Below are 14,994 nucleotides of genomic sequence, written 5' to 3' on the forward strand. Positions count from 1 at the left end.
CACAACATCCTCTCTCTTTCCGCAATATCCCTACCTATATAGTCAAGAAAAAGAAATCACCCATACTATTTGGTTATTAAAGCATTACAAGAAGTTAAGAGTTTGTCGACAAGGAATTAACTTCTTGCTGACAAACTCTTAACCTCTTGTTGACCGGGTATTAATTCCCTGCTATGAAAATAAATATTGTTTAATCTTCTTCCGCAAACATCGGATCCCAAGCCGGCAGACGAATAGGCTTCTGTTTGAATATATCCATTACCTTAGCAGGCACATACTTAGTTTCCAAAACCAGACGGAACATATATTCATCAAACCATTCATCCGTCATGATCAAATGCCCCTGATAACCGCTTGCAGGCCCCCAGCTATTTTCCACCATCCACTTCACAGGCTTTCCGTCCTTATTCAAATCTACCGCCATAAGAGTCATGGCATGAGAAGAACCGCTGGAAAAAGTCTGGATACGTTGTTTCTTATCCATATTGAAAGTAGTGCCCATAAGCGATTCGTAATCATAGTTCTTCACATCGAGCAAACCACGTTCGGAATTCAGGAACTTACCCACATCACAAGAGAAATACATCATGGTACTGTCTTTCAAAGAAGCAATAGCCATTTCTTTGATATCTTCTACAGGCAGGTTTACATATGTCCAGTTTTTACCGTCGTAACGGTGGCGATCATAGTCTATCTCATAGCATTTGTAGTATTCACGGGAAGGGTCGTTCATTACCATCACATAATTACCCAGCAGATTCTCATCACCATATTTCTTCAGGAAAGACATCGGAGTGTGATGTTCGGTCTCCGCAGGATTGCCCTTGGCATCCTTACGTACATAATCGAACTCTGTAGGTGGAACACCCAGATTCAGCACCAACATACGATAGATAGTACCGAGCATCGTTGTTTTCTCTTTATCCAATGCTGCCGGTTTTGCTCCTTTAGCAGCAAGGTCACGCAATTGCAAGCCGTATTCCTTCAATTTCAAAGAAACCAGGTTTGCCATACGCGAAGTATTATCACTGCTATTGGTTTCCGGCATAGCTTCTTTAGGCACCAGACCGTATTTGCTGACAATATCGGCAACTCCCGTAAATGTTCCTCCATCACTCAAAGGATGTTGAAAAAGCCATTCCACTGTTTTGTCGCTCATAGGTTTTTCACGGGTGTCGATAATGCCTTGCAGAAAAAGATTGGCTTTCTCCAGTTGATCCCAGAAGAAAGGGTAAATCTCCGAAAATTCAAAAGATTGAAAATCATATTTGGCAATAGTCTTGGCACGCATCACGTTCAGTCCGGTGAAGAGCCAGCAACGTCCGGACGACTTCTGATCTGTAATTCCCTTGGAGTTTACCTTCACAGAAAAATGAGTATCCATTCCTGTCAGATTCTCCTGATTCAGTGCAAGTTTACGAATGTCATTGTTTCCGATGGCATTACGTAGAGCCTTATCGGCAGTGGTGCCTTGATAGCTCTGTTTAATCTGGTTCAGCATAGTTTCGCTGATTCCCCCTTTTCGGTCTTGTGCCTGCATGGAAAATAAAGCGGCACTGAAAACAAAAACTGATAAAATTCGTTTATTCATAATACATATGGTTTGTATAGTAATTGGTCTATTTTTCCTGTCTTCTACAGGCCTGCCACCTATCAAGTCCGTACTTGCTCCGTGTCTAAGAACTTGGACTTGGTACGGCTTTGGTATGGACCAGACACGGACCGGGTACGGGGATGGTCTTATATTGATCTAAATGTCCGATACTTCGAAAAAAGGCCATTGGCAATTCCCACTGTCAGCTCTTTGATTAGATGCAAAATTAATGGCTTTTTTGAAACTTTTAGTAAAATCTTTAGATTTATTGTCTTTTGAATTGAAAACTAATTCAAATTTATTAGTTTTCTTTGCACCCTCATTCGTATGATATGAAAAGATATATAATAGGTATTATTACGTTACTGCTTTCAGTAACAGCACTTTCCGCTCAGGAAGGAATGAATTTGATTATTACTGGCAACGATACGACTCCTGCATTGACTAAGCGTGAATTGCGTAAACAAAAAGTAGCAAAACGAAACTTGCATTATAATATTTTGGGTGGTCCGAGTTATACTCCCGATTTTGGTGCAGTACTTGGTGGCAGTGCTTTGATGACTTTCCGCATGAATCCCAGTGACACTACACAGTTACGTTCCGTGGTTCCCGTAGCCATCGCTTTCTTGTTCAATGGTGGTATCAACCTCTTTTCCAAGCCTCAACTCTTTTTTAAAGGTGACCGTTTCCGCATCTTCGGAAAGTTTGCTTATAAGAACACAGAAGATAATTTCTACGGTCTGGGCTACGGTACAAATAAGAATTATGTTCGTAGCGACAGCACCAGCCAATACCGCTACAGTGGTATCCAGTTCAATCCCTGGTTCCTTTTCCGCTTAGGCAACAGCAATATATTTGCCGGACCACAGATAGACATCAACTATGACGATATTACAGAACCTGCCAAATATCTGGTAGACGAACCGTCCTACAAGGCAGCCGGAGGTACCGAGAAAGGTTACAAGAATTTCAATTCCGGACTTGGTTTTCTGCTGACTTACGACAGCCGTGATATTCCCTCCAATGCCTACTCGGGCATGTACCTCGATTTTCGTGGAATGATGTATACCAAATTTCTCGGGAGCGATGAAAACTTTTATCGCCTGGAGATAGACTATCGTCAATATAAGACTGTCGGCAAACGTAAGGTCATCGCCTGGACCGCACAAACTAAAAATGTGTTTGGAAATGTACCTTTGACACAATACATGCTTACCGGAACTCCTTTCGACCTGCGTGGTTATTATATGGGACAATATCGTGACAAGTCTTCCCATGTGGTCATGGCGGAGTATCGCCAGATGATAAATACCGATAAGAGTACCTGGCTGAAGCGTATGCTCAACCATATAGGTTTCGTAGCCTGGACGGGTTGCGGATTCATGGGCCCCACTCCCGGCAAGATAGAAGGTGTACTTCCCAACTACGGTGTTGGATTACGTATTGAAGTGCAGCCCCGTATGAATGTACGTCTTGATTTGGGTAAAAACACAGTCAACAACCAAACGCTGTTTTATTTCAATATGACAGAAGCGTTTTGATTTATATTTTATTTCGAGATTTATGATTTATAATTTATGATTTATCATGAAGCATAAATCATAAATTATAAATCATAAATCCTCCCCTTTTCTTGCATCAGTAAAAGATTATCCATACTTTTGAGCATTATTATTTGTTTACCTTAAACAACTTCATAATGAGAACTTTCGAGATATTATTCTGGATAAGCCTTTTTATCGTATTCTACACTTATATAGGATATGGAATTGTATTATACATCCTGGTTAAGATAAAGGAAACTTTCCGTAAGCCGATCCACTACCCCATGCCTCCTGATGAAAAGCTGCCCGAACTCACACTCTTTATTGCAGCTTACAACGAAGAAGACGTTGTAGACGAAAAAATGCAGAACTGTCTGGATTTAGACTATCCTGCAGAGAAACTGCAAATATTCTGGGTAACCGATGGCAGTAACGACCATACCAATGAACGCCTCTCACGTTGGCCTCAGGCCACCGTACTCCATCAGCCCCAACGGCAGGGAAAAACCGCTGCCCTCAACCGGGGAATGAAGTTTGTCAAAACGCCACTCGTCATATTCACCGATGCCAATACACACCTGAACCGGGAAGCTCTGCGTGAAATCGTTCATGCCTTTGTCAATCCCAAGGTAGGTTGTGTGGCTGGCGAAAAACGTATTGCCGTACAAAGCAAAGATAATGCTGCTTCAGGTGGAGAAGGCATTTACTGGAAATATGAGTCGACTTTGAAAGCACTCGATTCACGCCTTTATTCAGCCGTAGGAGCTGCCGGAGAGCTGTTCGCTGTACGCAGCGATTTGTTCGAAGACATGAGAACGGATACCTTACTCGATGATTTCATCCTCTCCCTTCGTATAGCTATGCGCGGTTACACCATCGCTTATTGCGTTGCTGCTTATGCCACTGAGGGTGGCTCTGCCGATATGCAGGAAGAAGAAAAACGCAAAGTACGCATCGCAGCCGGAGGATTACAGTCTATCTGGCGATTGCGTCCATTATTGAATCCATTCCGCTATGGCTGGCTTAATTTCCAATATGTATCCCATCGTGTTCTGCGATGGTCTATCACTCCTATCCTCTTATTCTTACTGCTCCCCCTTAACGTTATATTACTCTTTACCAGCAGTTGTCCGCTATTCTATGCCGTCATTTTAGGACTGCAGATCCTATTTTACCTAATGGGCATCTGGGGATATATCCTCTCAAGAAAGCATATCAAAAACAAAATACTCTTTATTCCTTATTACTTCCTCTTTATGAACGTCAATGTAATAAGGGGATTCCGATACCTGAGTAAACGCAAAGGCAACAGTAGCGGAGCTTGGGAAAAAGCACGAAGGGCAGGACAATAAAACCTCTGCCCAACAACAAATCTAAATACACAGAAAGACATGAAAAGCATACTGAAAGACACAGATAACTCCGAAAAGCTATTGAACATGGTATCAGATACACTGATACTCATGGACAAAGACGGTGTATGTGTAGATATAGCCATCCATAATGTAGATTTATGGTTCATAAAAGAGGAAAGGCTACTCGGCAAGAATTTACTTGCCCTGTTACCCCCCAGTACATACCGTGAGTTTTATCCGGAATTCAAAAAAGTCTTGCTCCGGAAAACAAAATCAACCCGTAATTACGAACTCTCACTACGAGGTAGAAATTATTTCTTTAAATGTATCATGCAGCCCTATGGCGACCTGATATTATGCCAATACCGTGACATAACGGAACGCAGCCAACGCAAATTGGAACTGGAAAGAAGAAACCGGGAACTGTATGAGATACAAAAAGCTGCCCTTATAGGCAGATGGATATATGACACCGGCACTAAGAAATTTGGCTATGCAGGTCAGACAGGTATCATGTGTACGGAAGAAGAACAGAATATTCCCCTATCCGACTATCTAAACCTTATTCTTCCTGAAGATAGAGAGAGTTTCAACAATTGGCTCTCTCAGAATCTGAAAGGAAATATGGAAGAAAGCATAGATTATCGTATCTCCTTAGATAAAAAAGTCTTCTATATCCGTCTGAAGACATTTACCCGTGAACGTTGTAAAGACGGCAATGTCACTCTGGAAGGATATATACAGAACATTACGGATATCCAGCAAAGACGAAACGATATCAACCTGCTGACTCATGCCATCAATAATTCCACGGAAGACATCTTTGCCGCCCATGAAGACGGTACGCTGATATTCGCTAACCGCCAGTTTAAACAGCACCATAATCTGAGCAATACGGATGACATCACCCAACTAAAGATTTATGATATCGGTTCATATGCCCGCAACAGAGAAGAGTGGAAGAAGATGGTTGTTTCCATTAAGAATGGAGACAAGAAACAGAGTGTCACTATGTACAACCCTCTGCCACTCTATCCCGAAGTGCTGGCATATGAAGGCAATGCATATTGTATTATCAGCGATGAAGGCGAAGGAACGATCTGGGCATTCGGCCGGGATATTTCCCAACGCATCAGTCACGAGCAGCAAATAAAACGCTTTAACCAGATATTGGACAAGATCATTGAATATCTGCCCGCAGGCATTGTCGTAAAGGACATCAAAAACGGCTTTAAATACTTATATCGCAACCGTGAGTCGTACAACCGTGAAATTACCATGCAAGAGGCCTTGGGGAAAGATGACTTCGATTTCTACCCTTTGGATATAGCACAGGAAAAACGCCGTCAGGACATCGAAATAGCTTCTACTGGACAGGAAATGCACTGGATAGCAGAAGAACGTGATGGTACCGGGCAGCCCCTTTTCCTCGACAAACGGAAGATGAAGATAGAGAGTAATGACTTCTCCCCCATCTTGTTGAATATAGAATGGGACATCACCGACATGGAACTGATGAAACGGGAATTAATGGTTGCCAAAGAAAAAGCGGAGACTTCCGATCAGCTCAAATCGGCTTTCCTGGCCAATATGAGTCATGAAATACGTACGCCACTCAATGCCATCGTCGGTTTCTCACGCATCATCGCCGAAAGCGAAAATACAGAGGAGCGCAAAGAATATTACAACATAGTGGAAGCTAACAACGAACGTCTGCTGCAACTCATCAACGAGATACTGGATTTATCGAAGATAGAAGCCGGAATTGTTGAATTCAGCATTGCTCCCGTCCGTCTGCATCCGCTTTGTAAAGAGATTCATGATGCCCATGTGTTCCGTTGTCCTTCCGGTGTTGAATTGGTGTTTGAACCTTCGGATGAAGATATTCGCATCGATTCGGACAAGAATCGTATTTTCCAGGTTATATCAAACCTGATAGGAAATGCATTCAAATTCACAACTCATGGAAGTATCAGTTATGGATACCACCAAGAAGGGGATAATATCATTTTCCATGTAACTGATACAGGAACAGGTATTACTCCCGAAAAGATAGGAAAGGTATTCGAACGGTTTGTGAAAGCAAACAATTTTGCACAGGGTACAGGATTAGGATTAGCAATCTGCAAGACCATCATTGAGCGTCTGGGCGGAACAATTTCCGTGACTTCCGAATTGGAGAAAGGTACTACTTTCACCTTTAACCTGCCTGCAAAGATTGCCAAAGAGGAAGAAAAAGAAATGTCTGAAACTGTACTTGAAGAGAGTGGATCGACAACCAATGAACCAAAAACAACAACTGAAAAGAGTCAAGCTACACCTGAAAGTTCTCTAATGAAAACAATCCTGATAGCTGAAGATACCGACAGTAATTATATCCTGATCAAAGCCATCTTAGGAAAAGAATATCACTTGGAACGTGCCAAAGATGGAATGGAAGCCGTCAATATGTTTGTGGAATTAAACCCGGATATTATCCTGATGGATATGAAAATGCCGAACCTCGGCGGACTGGATGCAACAAGAATCATCCGTGAACTATCACCCGATGTCCCCATCATCGCCCTGACTGCTTTTGCCTATGATCATGACCGTAAAGCAGCACTTGAAGTGGGGTGCAACGATTTCCTGACTAAACCTTTCACACAGGAGGTACTAAAGGAGACGATAAAAAAGTGGGTTAATAAGTGATTAGTGGTAAGTGATTAGTGATTAGCTCCTGCGGCATCATAGCGCAGCCTGCTAATCACTAATCACTTACCACTAATCACTCACTAATCCCTAATTACGCAAAAATATCGCTCCTCTGGATATAAGCGATCACATCGCCCTTATTCACAGTATCACCCTGCTTGGCACATATCTCTACGACACGTCCGGTAAATCCGGTCGGTATTTTCTCGTATTCTCCCCACGGAGTGGAAAGGTAGCAGAATACTTCATCGTGCTGGTATTTACGCCCGATGAACGGAGCAACAGAAGGACCTTCAACGGATACTTCCCACAGTACCTGTCCTTTATCCGGAGCAAGTATCGGGTCAGCTTTGGCACGTTTCAGTTTTTTTATTTCTTCTTCCGAATATCCATTTTTCACCATGGCGGCATCCTTAGCACGTTGTAACTCATCCTCGAAACGCTTCTTGGCAGCACCTGACTTATAGTCACGATACTGGCGGTCGTGCATGGCTAACTCAAAGAGTTCTTCATCATCGTCACCATATTCCCAGCTATTATCATCCATTTCCTTCCGGAACTCATCCAGTGCATCCGGATAATTCAACTGCGGATCTGTATCTACAAACTCATACCCTTTGGACTTTGCGAGTTCTACAATCTCAGGATCCAGTTCACCCGGCAGACGTCCGCTCTTACCCAGAATCATATCCCAAGTATGATTATCTATCATCGTCCAGCGCTCCTCACCTTTCACCAGTTGCATAACGTTCATCAACGCAACATTCTTCACATACTGGCTGAAAGGTGTCACCAGTGGTGGATAACCTAATTTAGGCCATACATATTCCACTTCGTCGAAAAGCATCACCAGTAAATCATCGATACTAAGTTCAGGTTCGTTTTTCCCTCTCAGTATCATATTTATTCCTGAATGTACCCCCTTCAGATCCGCCATCATAGAACCCATCATACCACCGGGAAGTCCACATTTCAGCAACAAAGAGGACATGTGTTTATTCGTGGGATCCATGAAATAACCCAGGAAATCATCTATAAATTCCTGCGTCATGGCACGCGCTTTCATATAGGCTTTCATATTGATGTCCGGCACCTGGAAACCCAGATCTTTCAACATAGCCTGCACCGAAATCACATCCGGATGTACTTTACCCCAGGACATCGGTTCCATAGCTACATCAATGATATCAGCTCCATTCTCACAGACTTCAAGAATAGATGCCATCGACAGGCCCGGCCCACTATGACCATGATATTGAATGATCACTTCCGGATGCCTCTCTTTAATTGTTTTCGTCAATCGCCCCAGCATACCCGGACGACCGATACCTGCCATATCTTTCAGACAGATTTCGGGTGCTCCGGCTTCAATCAGCTGATCAGCAACATGAGCGTAATACTCCACTGTATGTACAGGCGAATGCGTGATACACAGTGTAGCTTGTGGTATCATACCTGCTTCCAATGCATATTTTATAGAAGGAATGATATTGCGCGTTTCATTCAATCCACAGAAAATACGAGTAATATCTACCCCCTGTGCATGCTTCACATGATACATCAAACGACGTACATCGGCAGGTACCGGATACATACGCAGAGCATTCAGACCACGATCCAGCATATGTGTCTGTATACCTGCTTCATTAAAAGGTTTAGTAAAAGCACGTACGGCCTTGTTGGGATTTTCGCCATACAACAGATTCACTTGTTCAAAAGCCCCTCCGTTAGTTTCCACACGGGCAAAACACCCCATTTCAATAATCAAGGGGGCGATACGTACCAATTGGTCTACACGAGGTTGATATTTACCGGAAGATTGCCACATGTCACGGTAAACAAGACTGAATTTAATTTCTTTTTTCATCGCAGTCGGTAGTTAGCGGTTTAACATATATGAATTAGTAAGTTAACTTAATAAGTACAAATATAAGGGTTTATTCTAACATATAGTCAAAAACATACACTAAATATTTGTTATAAAAGTTATGTTTTATATCATATTGAAAGTACAACTTCATTTTTCACAATTCAAACAACCTTCACCAATGCGTACACATAAATATACCCAGGGCACTGCCCTGGGCTATTCGGTTAAAGCCATATAGGCTTAATTTACAGAATCACACTGTAAGAGGCTCATAGTCAAGCTCGCAGCCTAACCTGTAGTTTTTAAACAAAGTCTTTCAATTCTTGTTGTAGCCGCTGGCGGGTAAAGAATATGCGGCTTTTGACAGTTCCTAAAGGCAATCCGAGCCGATCGGCTATTTCACGATACTTGAAACCGGAAACGTGCATGGAGAAGGGGACTTTATAATCGCGGGGTAATGAATTGACAATGCGGTGCATCTCTTTCAAATCATAAGTTCCTTCGGCGCTTGCAAAACCGGAGTTTTGCGGCAGGTTTAAATGATAAAGGTTATCTGTCTGGTCCACGAAAGTTTGTTCGCGAACGATTCTGCGGTAATTATTAATAAAGATATTCCGCATAATGGTGTACATCCACCCTTTGAAATTTGTATCGGGCATGTACTTGTCTTCGTTATCCAACGCTTTGAGTGAGGTTTCCTGCAATAAATCATTCGCCTCCTCTTTATCGGCTGTCAACTTATATGCAAAGCGAAGCAGTTCTTCTTGCACACTAATCAAATCCTTCCTAAAACTGTAGGTATTCATACTTTGCTCTTTTAAATAGTTAATAATTATTTTAAATTCACGATTGCAAGTATAGGGAAGTTTCAAGTTTCCGAGGGGTCGAGTTTTGTTTTTATTTAGGGCAAAAACTATCAAATGACAGTTTTCACCCCCATTTTGAGAGTTTTCTGGTGGTCTTTTAAAAAAAAAGCGTATCTTTTTCCGAAGATTTCGTAAAGTGTTTGTGATTTTTTTATAGTTTTGCCTACATATAGCAAAAACACTTTATTTAAAAACACTTTATTTTATGAGACGAATTATTAATTCCATTATTCTTCTGGCTATCATGGCTATCGCTCTGCCGTCATACGGTCAAGGGCTGAAAGCATTCAAGCTGAAGAATGGCCTTTCCGTATATATATGGGAAGACAACACCAAATCGGATGTATATGGTATTGTGGCCTGCCGAACAGGCTCCGTGAACGATCCGGCAGAATATACCGGACTGGCACACTACCTGGAGCACGTAATGTTTAAGGGTACCGACAAGATCGGGGCTCTGGACTGGGCTACCGAAAAGCCGCTTTATGATAAAATCATTGCCAAGTACGATGAAATGGCGGATGAAGCCGATCCCGTAAAGAAAGAAGCCCTCGCTAAAGAAATCAATGAACTGACAGTAGAAGCCGCTAAAGTAAGTGTATCTACCGAATTCATGAATCTGATAGAAAGTATGGGTGGAAAGGGATTGAATGCCGGAACCAGTTTCGATGTGACTTATTATCACAACTCATTCCCTCCTTACCAAATCAATAAATGGCTGGAAATCTACTCACAACGTATGATCAACCCGGTATTCCGTACTTTCCAGACCGAGTTGGAAAGTGTATACGAAGAATATAATATGTATAAGGATGATCCAGGAAGCGTACAGCAGGAATTTATTTCCAGCAAAGCATACGAAGGGCATCCTTATGCACGTCCTATCATCGGATTGCCGGAACACCTGAAAAATCCACGTTTGAGTAAGTTGATCGACTATTATAACGATTGGTACACTCCGGAAAACATGGTGCTCATCCTCGTTGGTAACGTAGATGCTAAACAAATCAGCGGACGTATCAACGCTACCTTCGGACGCCTGCAAGCTAAATCGACTCCCGAACGTAAAACTTATCCCGACCTCGAAATCAAAGGTCGTAAGCAATATAATGCGAAGGTTGGTTATTATCCCAATGTATGCCTCGTTTATAAAGGTGTACCTTCCGGACATCCCGATGAAAAGCCTTTGGATATCGCCATGTCTCTGTTGAGCAATAACAGCAACACCGGTACACTGGACAAACTGACTATTGACGGTGAGTTGACTCAAGGTTATGCTTATTCAGACAGTCGTCGCGAACAGGGCCGTAATATCGTACGTTGTATCCCTCTGTACGATGAAAACCAACGTCGCTTCGAATCAAACAAGAGCGCTGAAAAGAAAGCTCTGAAAGCTATCGAAAAAGTAGCTAACGGTGAATTTGAAGAATGGCAAATCAATTCTATTAAGAACAATATGTGCCGTGATTTCGACCGCAGAATGGAATCTAACACTTACAAGGCACACATGTTGATGAATGCTTTCATCAGCGAAGAAGATCTGGGACAAGTTCTCAACTACAAAGATGAAGTAATGGCCATCACAACAGAGGATATCAAACGTGTGGCTAAGCAATACCTGACGGATGATTATCTTGCCATTTACATTGAAAAAGGAAAGCTTGATAAGAGTACCAAAATTAAGAAACCGGGATATAAACCTATCGAACCTCCTGTAGGCAAACAATCACTGTATGCTACGCAATTCAAGAACATGCCTATCGGACAAGTAGACGAGAAGTTCATCAACTTCGCTGACGTACAAAGCAAGCAATTGAACGACCGCTCTAAGATGTACTATACACAGAATCCGGAAAATAATGTATTCAGTTTAACACTGCGTTACGGTGTTGGTGAACGCGAATTCCGCAAACTGGGTATCGCAGCAGACCTGATGAATAATGCAGGTATCATGGGTGCTTACGAGCCACAACAATTGAAAGAAGAGCTTGGTAAACTGAATGCTACTTGTGAAGTAAGTGCTAACAGCAACTATCTCTACATCACCATGGAAGGTTATGAAGAAACTTTGCCGCAAGCCTGCCAGCTCCTCGCCCGTCAGATTCTGATGCCGAAACTGGACGAAAAGCAGCTGAGCCGTATCAAAGGTTCTATGTTGGGTAGCCGTCAGCAACGCAAGGAAAACGTGAACGCTTTGTCCAGCGCACTTATGCAATACATGATTTACCAGGATAAATCCTCCTACATCGATGAACTGACTGATAAGGAAGTTTACGAACTGCAGATTTCCGAGCTGACAGGTGACATCAACCGCGCAGCAAACTATGAAGCAGAAATCTTCTATTGCGGAACAATGCCTTTCGACAATGCTTATGAAGTTCTCAGCAAAAATCTGCCGCTGGTTGCCAACGAAAAACCGACCACTTCACCGCAGGACAAAACGATGGCTACCGTAACAGAGAACACTGTTTACTTCCTGCCGAACTCTGATGCTGAACAAGCTCAAATCTACTTCTTCATGCCAATGGAGAAATTCGACAAGAAAGATGACGTGATTCGCGATGCATTCAATCAATACTTCTCTGGTGGTTTCAATGGATTGGTATTGGATGAAATCCGTGGAAAACGTTCTATGGCTTATTCAGCCGGAGCATATATCGGTACACCTTCATTGCCTGGCAACCCGACTTATTTGTTCGGTAACATCGGTACACAGAATGATAAAGCCAATGATGCATTGGATGTATTCATGGGGTTGATTACAGACATGCCAAAGAATGCTGACCGTATAGACAACATCAAGAGCTACATGCGCCAGGAGATGCTGACTACACATCCTTCTTTCCGCAACAAAGCCGAGTACATGAGATCACTGCAACGTGTAGGCTATAACGATGATCCTACCAAAGAGAATCTGCCTAAGGTTGATGCGCTGACTTTCGATGATATCGTGAAGTACTACGAAGAAAATGTCAAAGGTAAACCATACTGTATCGGTATCATGGGTAATCCGAAAGATATCGACGTGAAGAAGCTGGAGAAATACGGCAAAGTAGTGAAACTGAATGAAAGAAAATTGTTCAACACGAAAGACGCAATGTTCTAACAAGAATCTCCTTTAATTAAAAAGGGTATCACCTCTTCTTCCGGTGATACCCTTTTCTTTTTCCATTCGCTTTTGCAATTATTCAGTTTGTCATTGGAACAAAGTCTTTAATCCTTGTCTTTATCTTCTACTTCTGCCGCACTTCCCGAGAGAATAGGCAGACAGATATTATACTTCACAGCCAGAATACGTGTGACGAATACTGAAATACCGCCTGCTACCTGACATCCATATGAATGTACCCCGATAAGATCGCACATCCAGTAAACCGTACCGCCTACCACGCACGCCATAGCATAAATCTCTTTTCGGAAAATCAGTGGAATTTCATTGATGAACACATCACGAATCACACCACCTGCAGCACCTGTAATACTACCCATAATGATAGCTACCCAGAATGGATATCCCAGTGCAATGCTTTTTCCCACACCGACTACTGTGAACAGCGCCAAACCAATGCTATCGAATATAAAGAAGGTGTTATGCAAATGAATCAGATGTTTTCCAAAAAGAATCACCCACAGCAAGGCCAGTCCCGTACAAATCAAATAGATAGGATCCGTCATCCATCCTGGAGTGACACCCAGCAATACATCACGTATCGTACCGCCACCAATGGCAGTTACAAAACCTACCACATACGCCCCGAACCAGTCGAATCGCTTTGCCGAAGCCAGCCGAATGCCACTGATTGCAAAAGCAAACGTACCTATAAAGTCGAGTATTTGAACAAATGTTGGCATGATAGTCAATGATTAACGTTAAATGTTTAATGATTTATAATTGCTATTCATTAAATTTATTGGCAAAGTAACGAATAATTTCCCTAAGAAAACGTATTTTTGTCTCATCAATTTATATGCAATGAAAATAACAATCGTATCGGGTGCACGCCCTAACTTCATGAAAATAGCTCCTATCACCCGAGCTATTAAAGCCGCACAGGAAGCCGGAAAGAAGATTTCATACCGTCTCATTTATACCGGACGGCAAGACGATACCAGTCTGGATGCCTCTCTGTTCTCTGATCTGGACATGAAGAAACCCGATGGTTATCTTGGAGTCAGCGGACATGACCAATCGGAAGTGACAGCTGCCATCATGCTTGCCTTCGAAAAGGAATTGAACACACATCCCGCCCAGGTAGTTCTTGTTGTAGATGACCTTACGGCCACCATGAGTTGTTCTATCGTTGCCAAGAAGCGCGGGCTGAAAGTTGCACACCTCATTGCCGGTACTCGTTCGTTCGATATGAATATGCCTCGCGAAGTAAACCGTACCATTGTAGATGCCATTTCCGACTATCTGTTTACCGCAGGTATGGTGGCTAACCGCAACCTGAATCAGGAAGGCATGATTCCCGAATACATCCACTATGTAGGTAATATTCTGATAGATACTGTCCGCTATAACCGTCACCGCCTCTTGCAACCCGTATGGTTCTCTAGCATGGGATTGAAAGGACACGGCTATCTATTGCTCACTCTCAATCGTCACGAGTTGCTGAACAAAAAGAATGTGCTTAAATCTCTGATACAAACATTAGTGGATAAATCCGAAGGTATGCCCATCATTGCTCCGCTGCACCCATACGTGCAGAAGGCTATCAAGGCGCTGGAAATTCCTGCACCAAACCTACACATTCTACCGCCTCAAAGTTACCTGCACTTCGGATATCTTATTAACCATGCCAAAGGTATCATCACAGATTCCGGTAACATTGCAGAAGAAGCTACTTTCCTTGATGTTCCCTGCATCACGCTCAACTCTTATGCCGAACATCCCGAAACCTGGCGTGTAGGTACTAATGAATTAGTGAACGAAGACCCCGTTGCATTTGCCGCCGTACTTGAAACGTTGATGCATGGCGAATGGAAACATACCACGCTGCCCGACCGTTGGGACGGACGTACAGCGGAACGTATTGTGCAAACGTTGATTAATGGAGAATTAAAGTAATAA

General features: G+C 42.7%; 9 protein-coding genes. 5 read left to right on the forward strand and 4 right to left on the reverse strand.

The annotated features are described in order from the left end of the window. Window positions 1-190: 190 nt before the first annotated feature. Entirely contained in the window at window positions 191-1,591 is a 1,401-nt protein-coding gene (locus DWW10_RS17985; protein ID WP_022391933.1) for a C1 family peptidase, read from the reverse strand. Between the two features lie 335 nt (window positions 1,592-1,926). Here DWW10_RS17985 and DWW10_RS17990 point away from each other — a divergent pair, with 335 nt between their 5' ends. The 3 genes from DWW10_RS17990 (at window position 1,927) to DWW10_RS18000 (ending at window position 7,184) form a co-directional block, all read left to right on the forward strand. After that, window positions 1,927-3,135, forward strand: a complete 1,209-nt coding sequence (locus tag DWW10_RS17990) for a BamA/TamA family outer membrane protein (RefSeq protein WP_118421670.1) — start codon at window positions 1,927-1,929, stop codon at window positions 3,133-3,135. 158 nt (window positions 3,136-3,293) lie between these two features. Next, window positions 3,294-4,490 carry a glycosyltransferase family 2 protein gene (locus DWW10_RS17995; protein WP_022391931.1) on the forward strand — a complete coding sequence of 399 codons (1,197 nt, stop codon included), beginning with the start codon at window positions 3,294-3,296 and terminating at the stop codon, window positions 4,488-4,490. A gap of 39 nt (window positions 4,491-4,529) precedes the next feature. Further along, the gene (locus tag DWW10_RS18000; protein WP_022391930.1) at window positions 4,530-7,184 is read left to right on the forward strand and encodes a PAS domain-containing hybrid sensor histidine kinase/response regulator; all 2,655 of its coding nucleotides are present in this window, start codon (window positions 4,530-4,532) and stop codon (window positions 7,182-7,184) included. A gap of 94 nt (window positions 7,185-7,278) precedes the next feature. Here DWW10_RS18000 and DWW10_RS18005 read toward each other — a convergent pair whose 3' ends face one another. Together DWW10_RS18005 and DWW10_RS18010 are read right to left on the reverse strand one after the other, a co-directional pair. Further along, the gene (locus DWW10_RS18005) at window positions 7,279-9,054 is read right to left on the reverse strand and encodes a biotin/lipoyl-binding protein (RefSeq protein WP_022391929.1); all 1,776 of its coding nucleotides are present in this window, start codon (window positions 9,052-9,054) and stop codon (window positions 7,279-7,281) included. A gap of 305 nt (window positions 9,055-9,359) precedes the next feature. Then, complete coding sequence (locus DWW10_RS18010; protein ID WP_021967203.1) at window positions 9,360-9,863, reverse strand: RNA polymerase sigma factor; 504 nt, start codon at window positions 9,861-9,863, stop codon at window positions 9,360-9,362. 265 nt (window positions 9,864-10,128) lie between these two features. Between DWW10_RS18010 and DWW10_RS18015 the strand changes: the two genes are divergently transcribed. Next, window positions 10,129-13,029, forward strand: a complete 2,901-nt coding sequence (locus DWW10_RS18015) for a M16 family metallopeptidase (protein ID WP_022391928.1) — start codon at window positions 10,129-10,131, stop codon at window positions 13,027-13,029. Window positions 13,030-13,136: 107 nt separating this feature from the next. On the opposite strand, the gene DWW10_RS18020 is transcribed toward DWW10_RS18015, so the two are convergent. Continuing rightward, window positions 13,137-13,775, reverse strand: a complete 639-nt coding sequence (locus tag DWW10_RS18020; RefSeq protein ID WP_022391927.1) for a trimeric intracellular cation channel family protein — start codon at window positions 13,773-13,775, stop codon at window positions 13,137-13,139. Window positions 13,776-13,896: 121 nt separating this feature from the next. Between DWW10_RS18020 and DWW10_RS18025 the strand changes: the two genes are divergently transcribed. Then, complete coding sequence (locus DWW10_RS18025) at window positions 13,897-14,991, forward strand: UDP-N-acetyl glucosamine 2-epimerase (protein WP_182021463.1); 1,095 nt, start codon at window positions 13,897-13,899, stop codon at window positions 14,989-14,991. Window positions 14,992-14,994: the final 3 nt, after the last annotated feature.

The organism is Bacteroides intestinalis, assembly GCF_003464595.1.
GTDB lineage: Bacteria > Bacteroidota > Bacteroidia > Bacteroidales > Bacteroidaceae > Bacteroides > Bacteroides intestinalis_A.

Excerpts from the sequence above, each read along its gene's own strand:
- DWW10_RS17985 (WP_022391933.1), bottom strand. The coding sequence starts at position 1,591 with ATGAATAAACGAATTTTATCAGTTTTTGTTTTCAGTGCCGCTTTATTT.
- DWW10_RS17990 (WP_118421670.1), top strand. The coding sequence starts at position 1,927 with ATGAAAAGATATATAATAGGTATTATTACGTTACTGCTTTCAGTAACA.
- DWW10_RS17995 (WP_022391931.1), top strand. The coding sequence starts at position 3,294 with ATGAGAACTTTCGAGATATTATTCTGGATAAGCCTTTTTATCGTATTC.
- DWW10_RS18000 (WP_022391930.1), top strand. The coding sequence starts at position 4,530 with ATGAAAAGCATACTGAAAGACACAGATAACTCCGAAAAGCTATTGAAC.
- DWW10_RS18005 (WP_022391929.1), bottom strand. The coding sequence starts at position 9,054 with ATGAAAAAAGAAATTAAATTCAGTCTTGTTTACCGTGACATGTGGCAA.
- DWW10_RS18010 (WP_021967203.1), bottom strand. The coding sequence starts at position 9,863 with ATGAATACCTACAGTTTTAGGAAGGATTTGATTAGTGTGCAAGAAGAA.
- DWW10_RS18015 (WP_022391928.1), top strand. The coding sequence starts at position 10,129 with ATGAGACGAATTATTAATTCCATTATTCTTCTGGCTATCATGGCTATC.
- DWW10_RS18020 (WP_022391927.1), bottom strand. The coding sequence starts at position 13,775 with ATGCCAACATTTGTTCAAATACTCGACTTTATAGGTACGTTTGCTTTT.
- DWW10_RS18025 (WP_182021463.1), top strand. The coding sequence starts at position 13,897 with ATGAAAATAACAATCGTATCGGGTGCACGCCCTAACTTCATGAAAATA.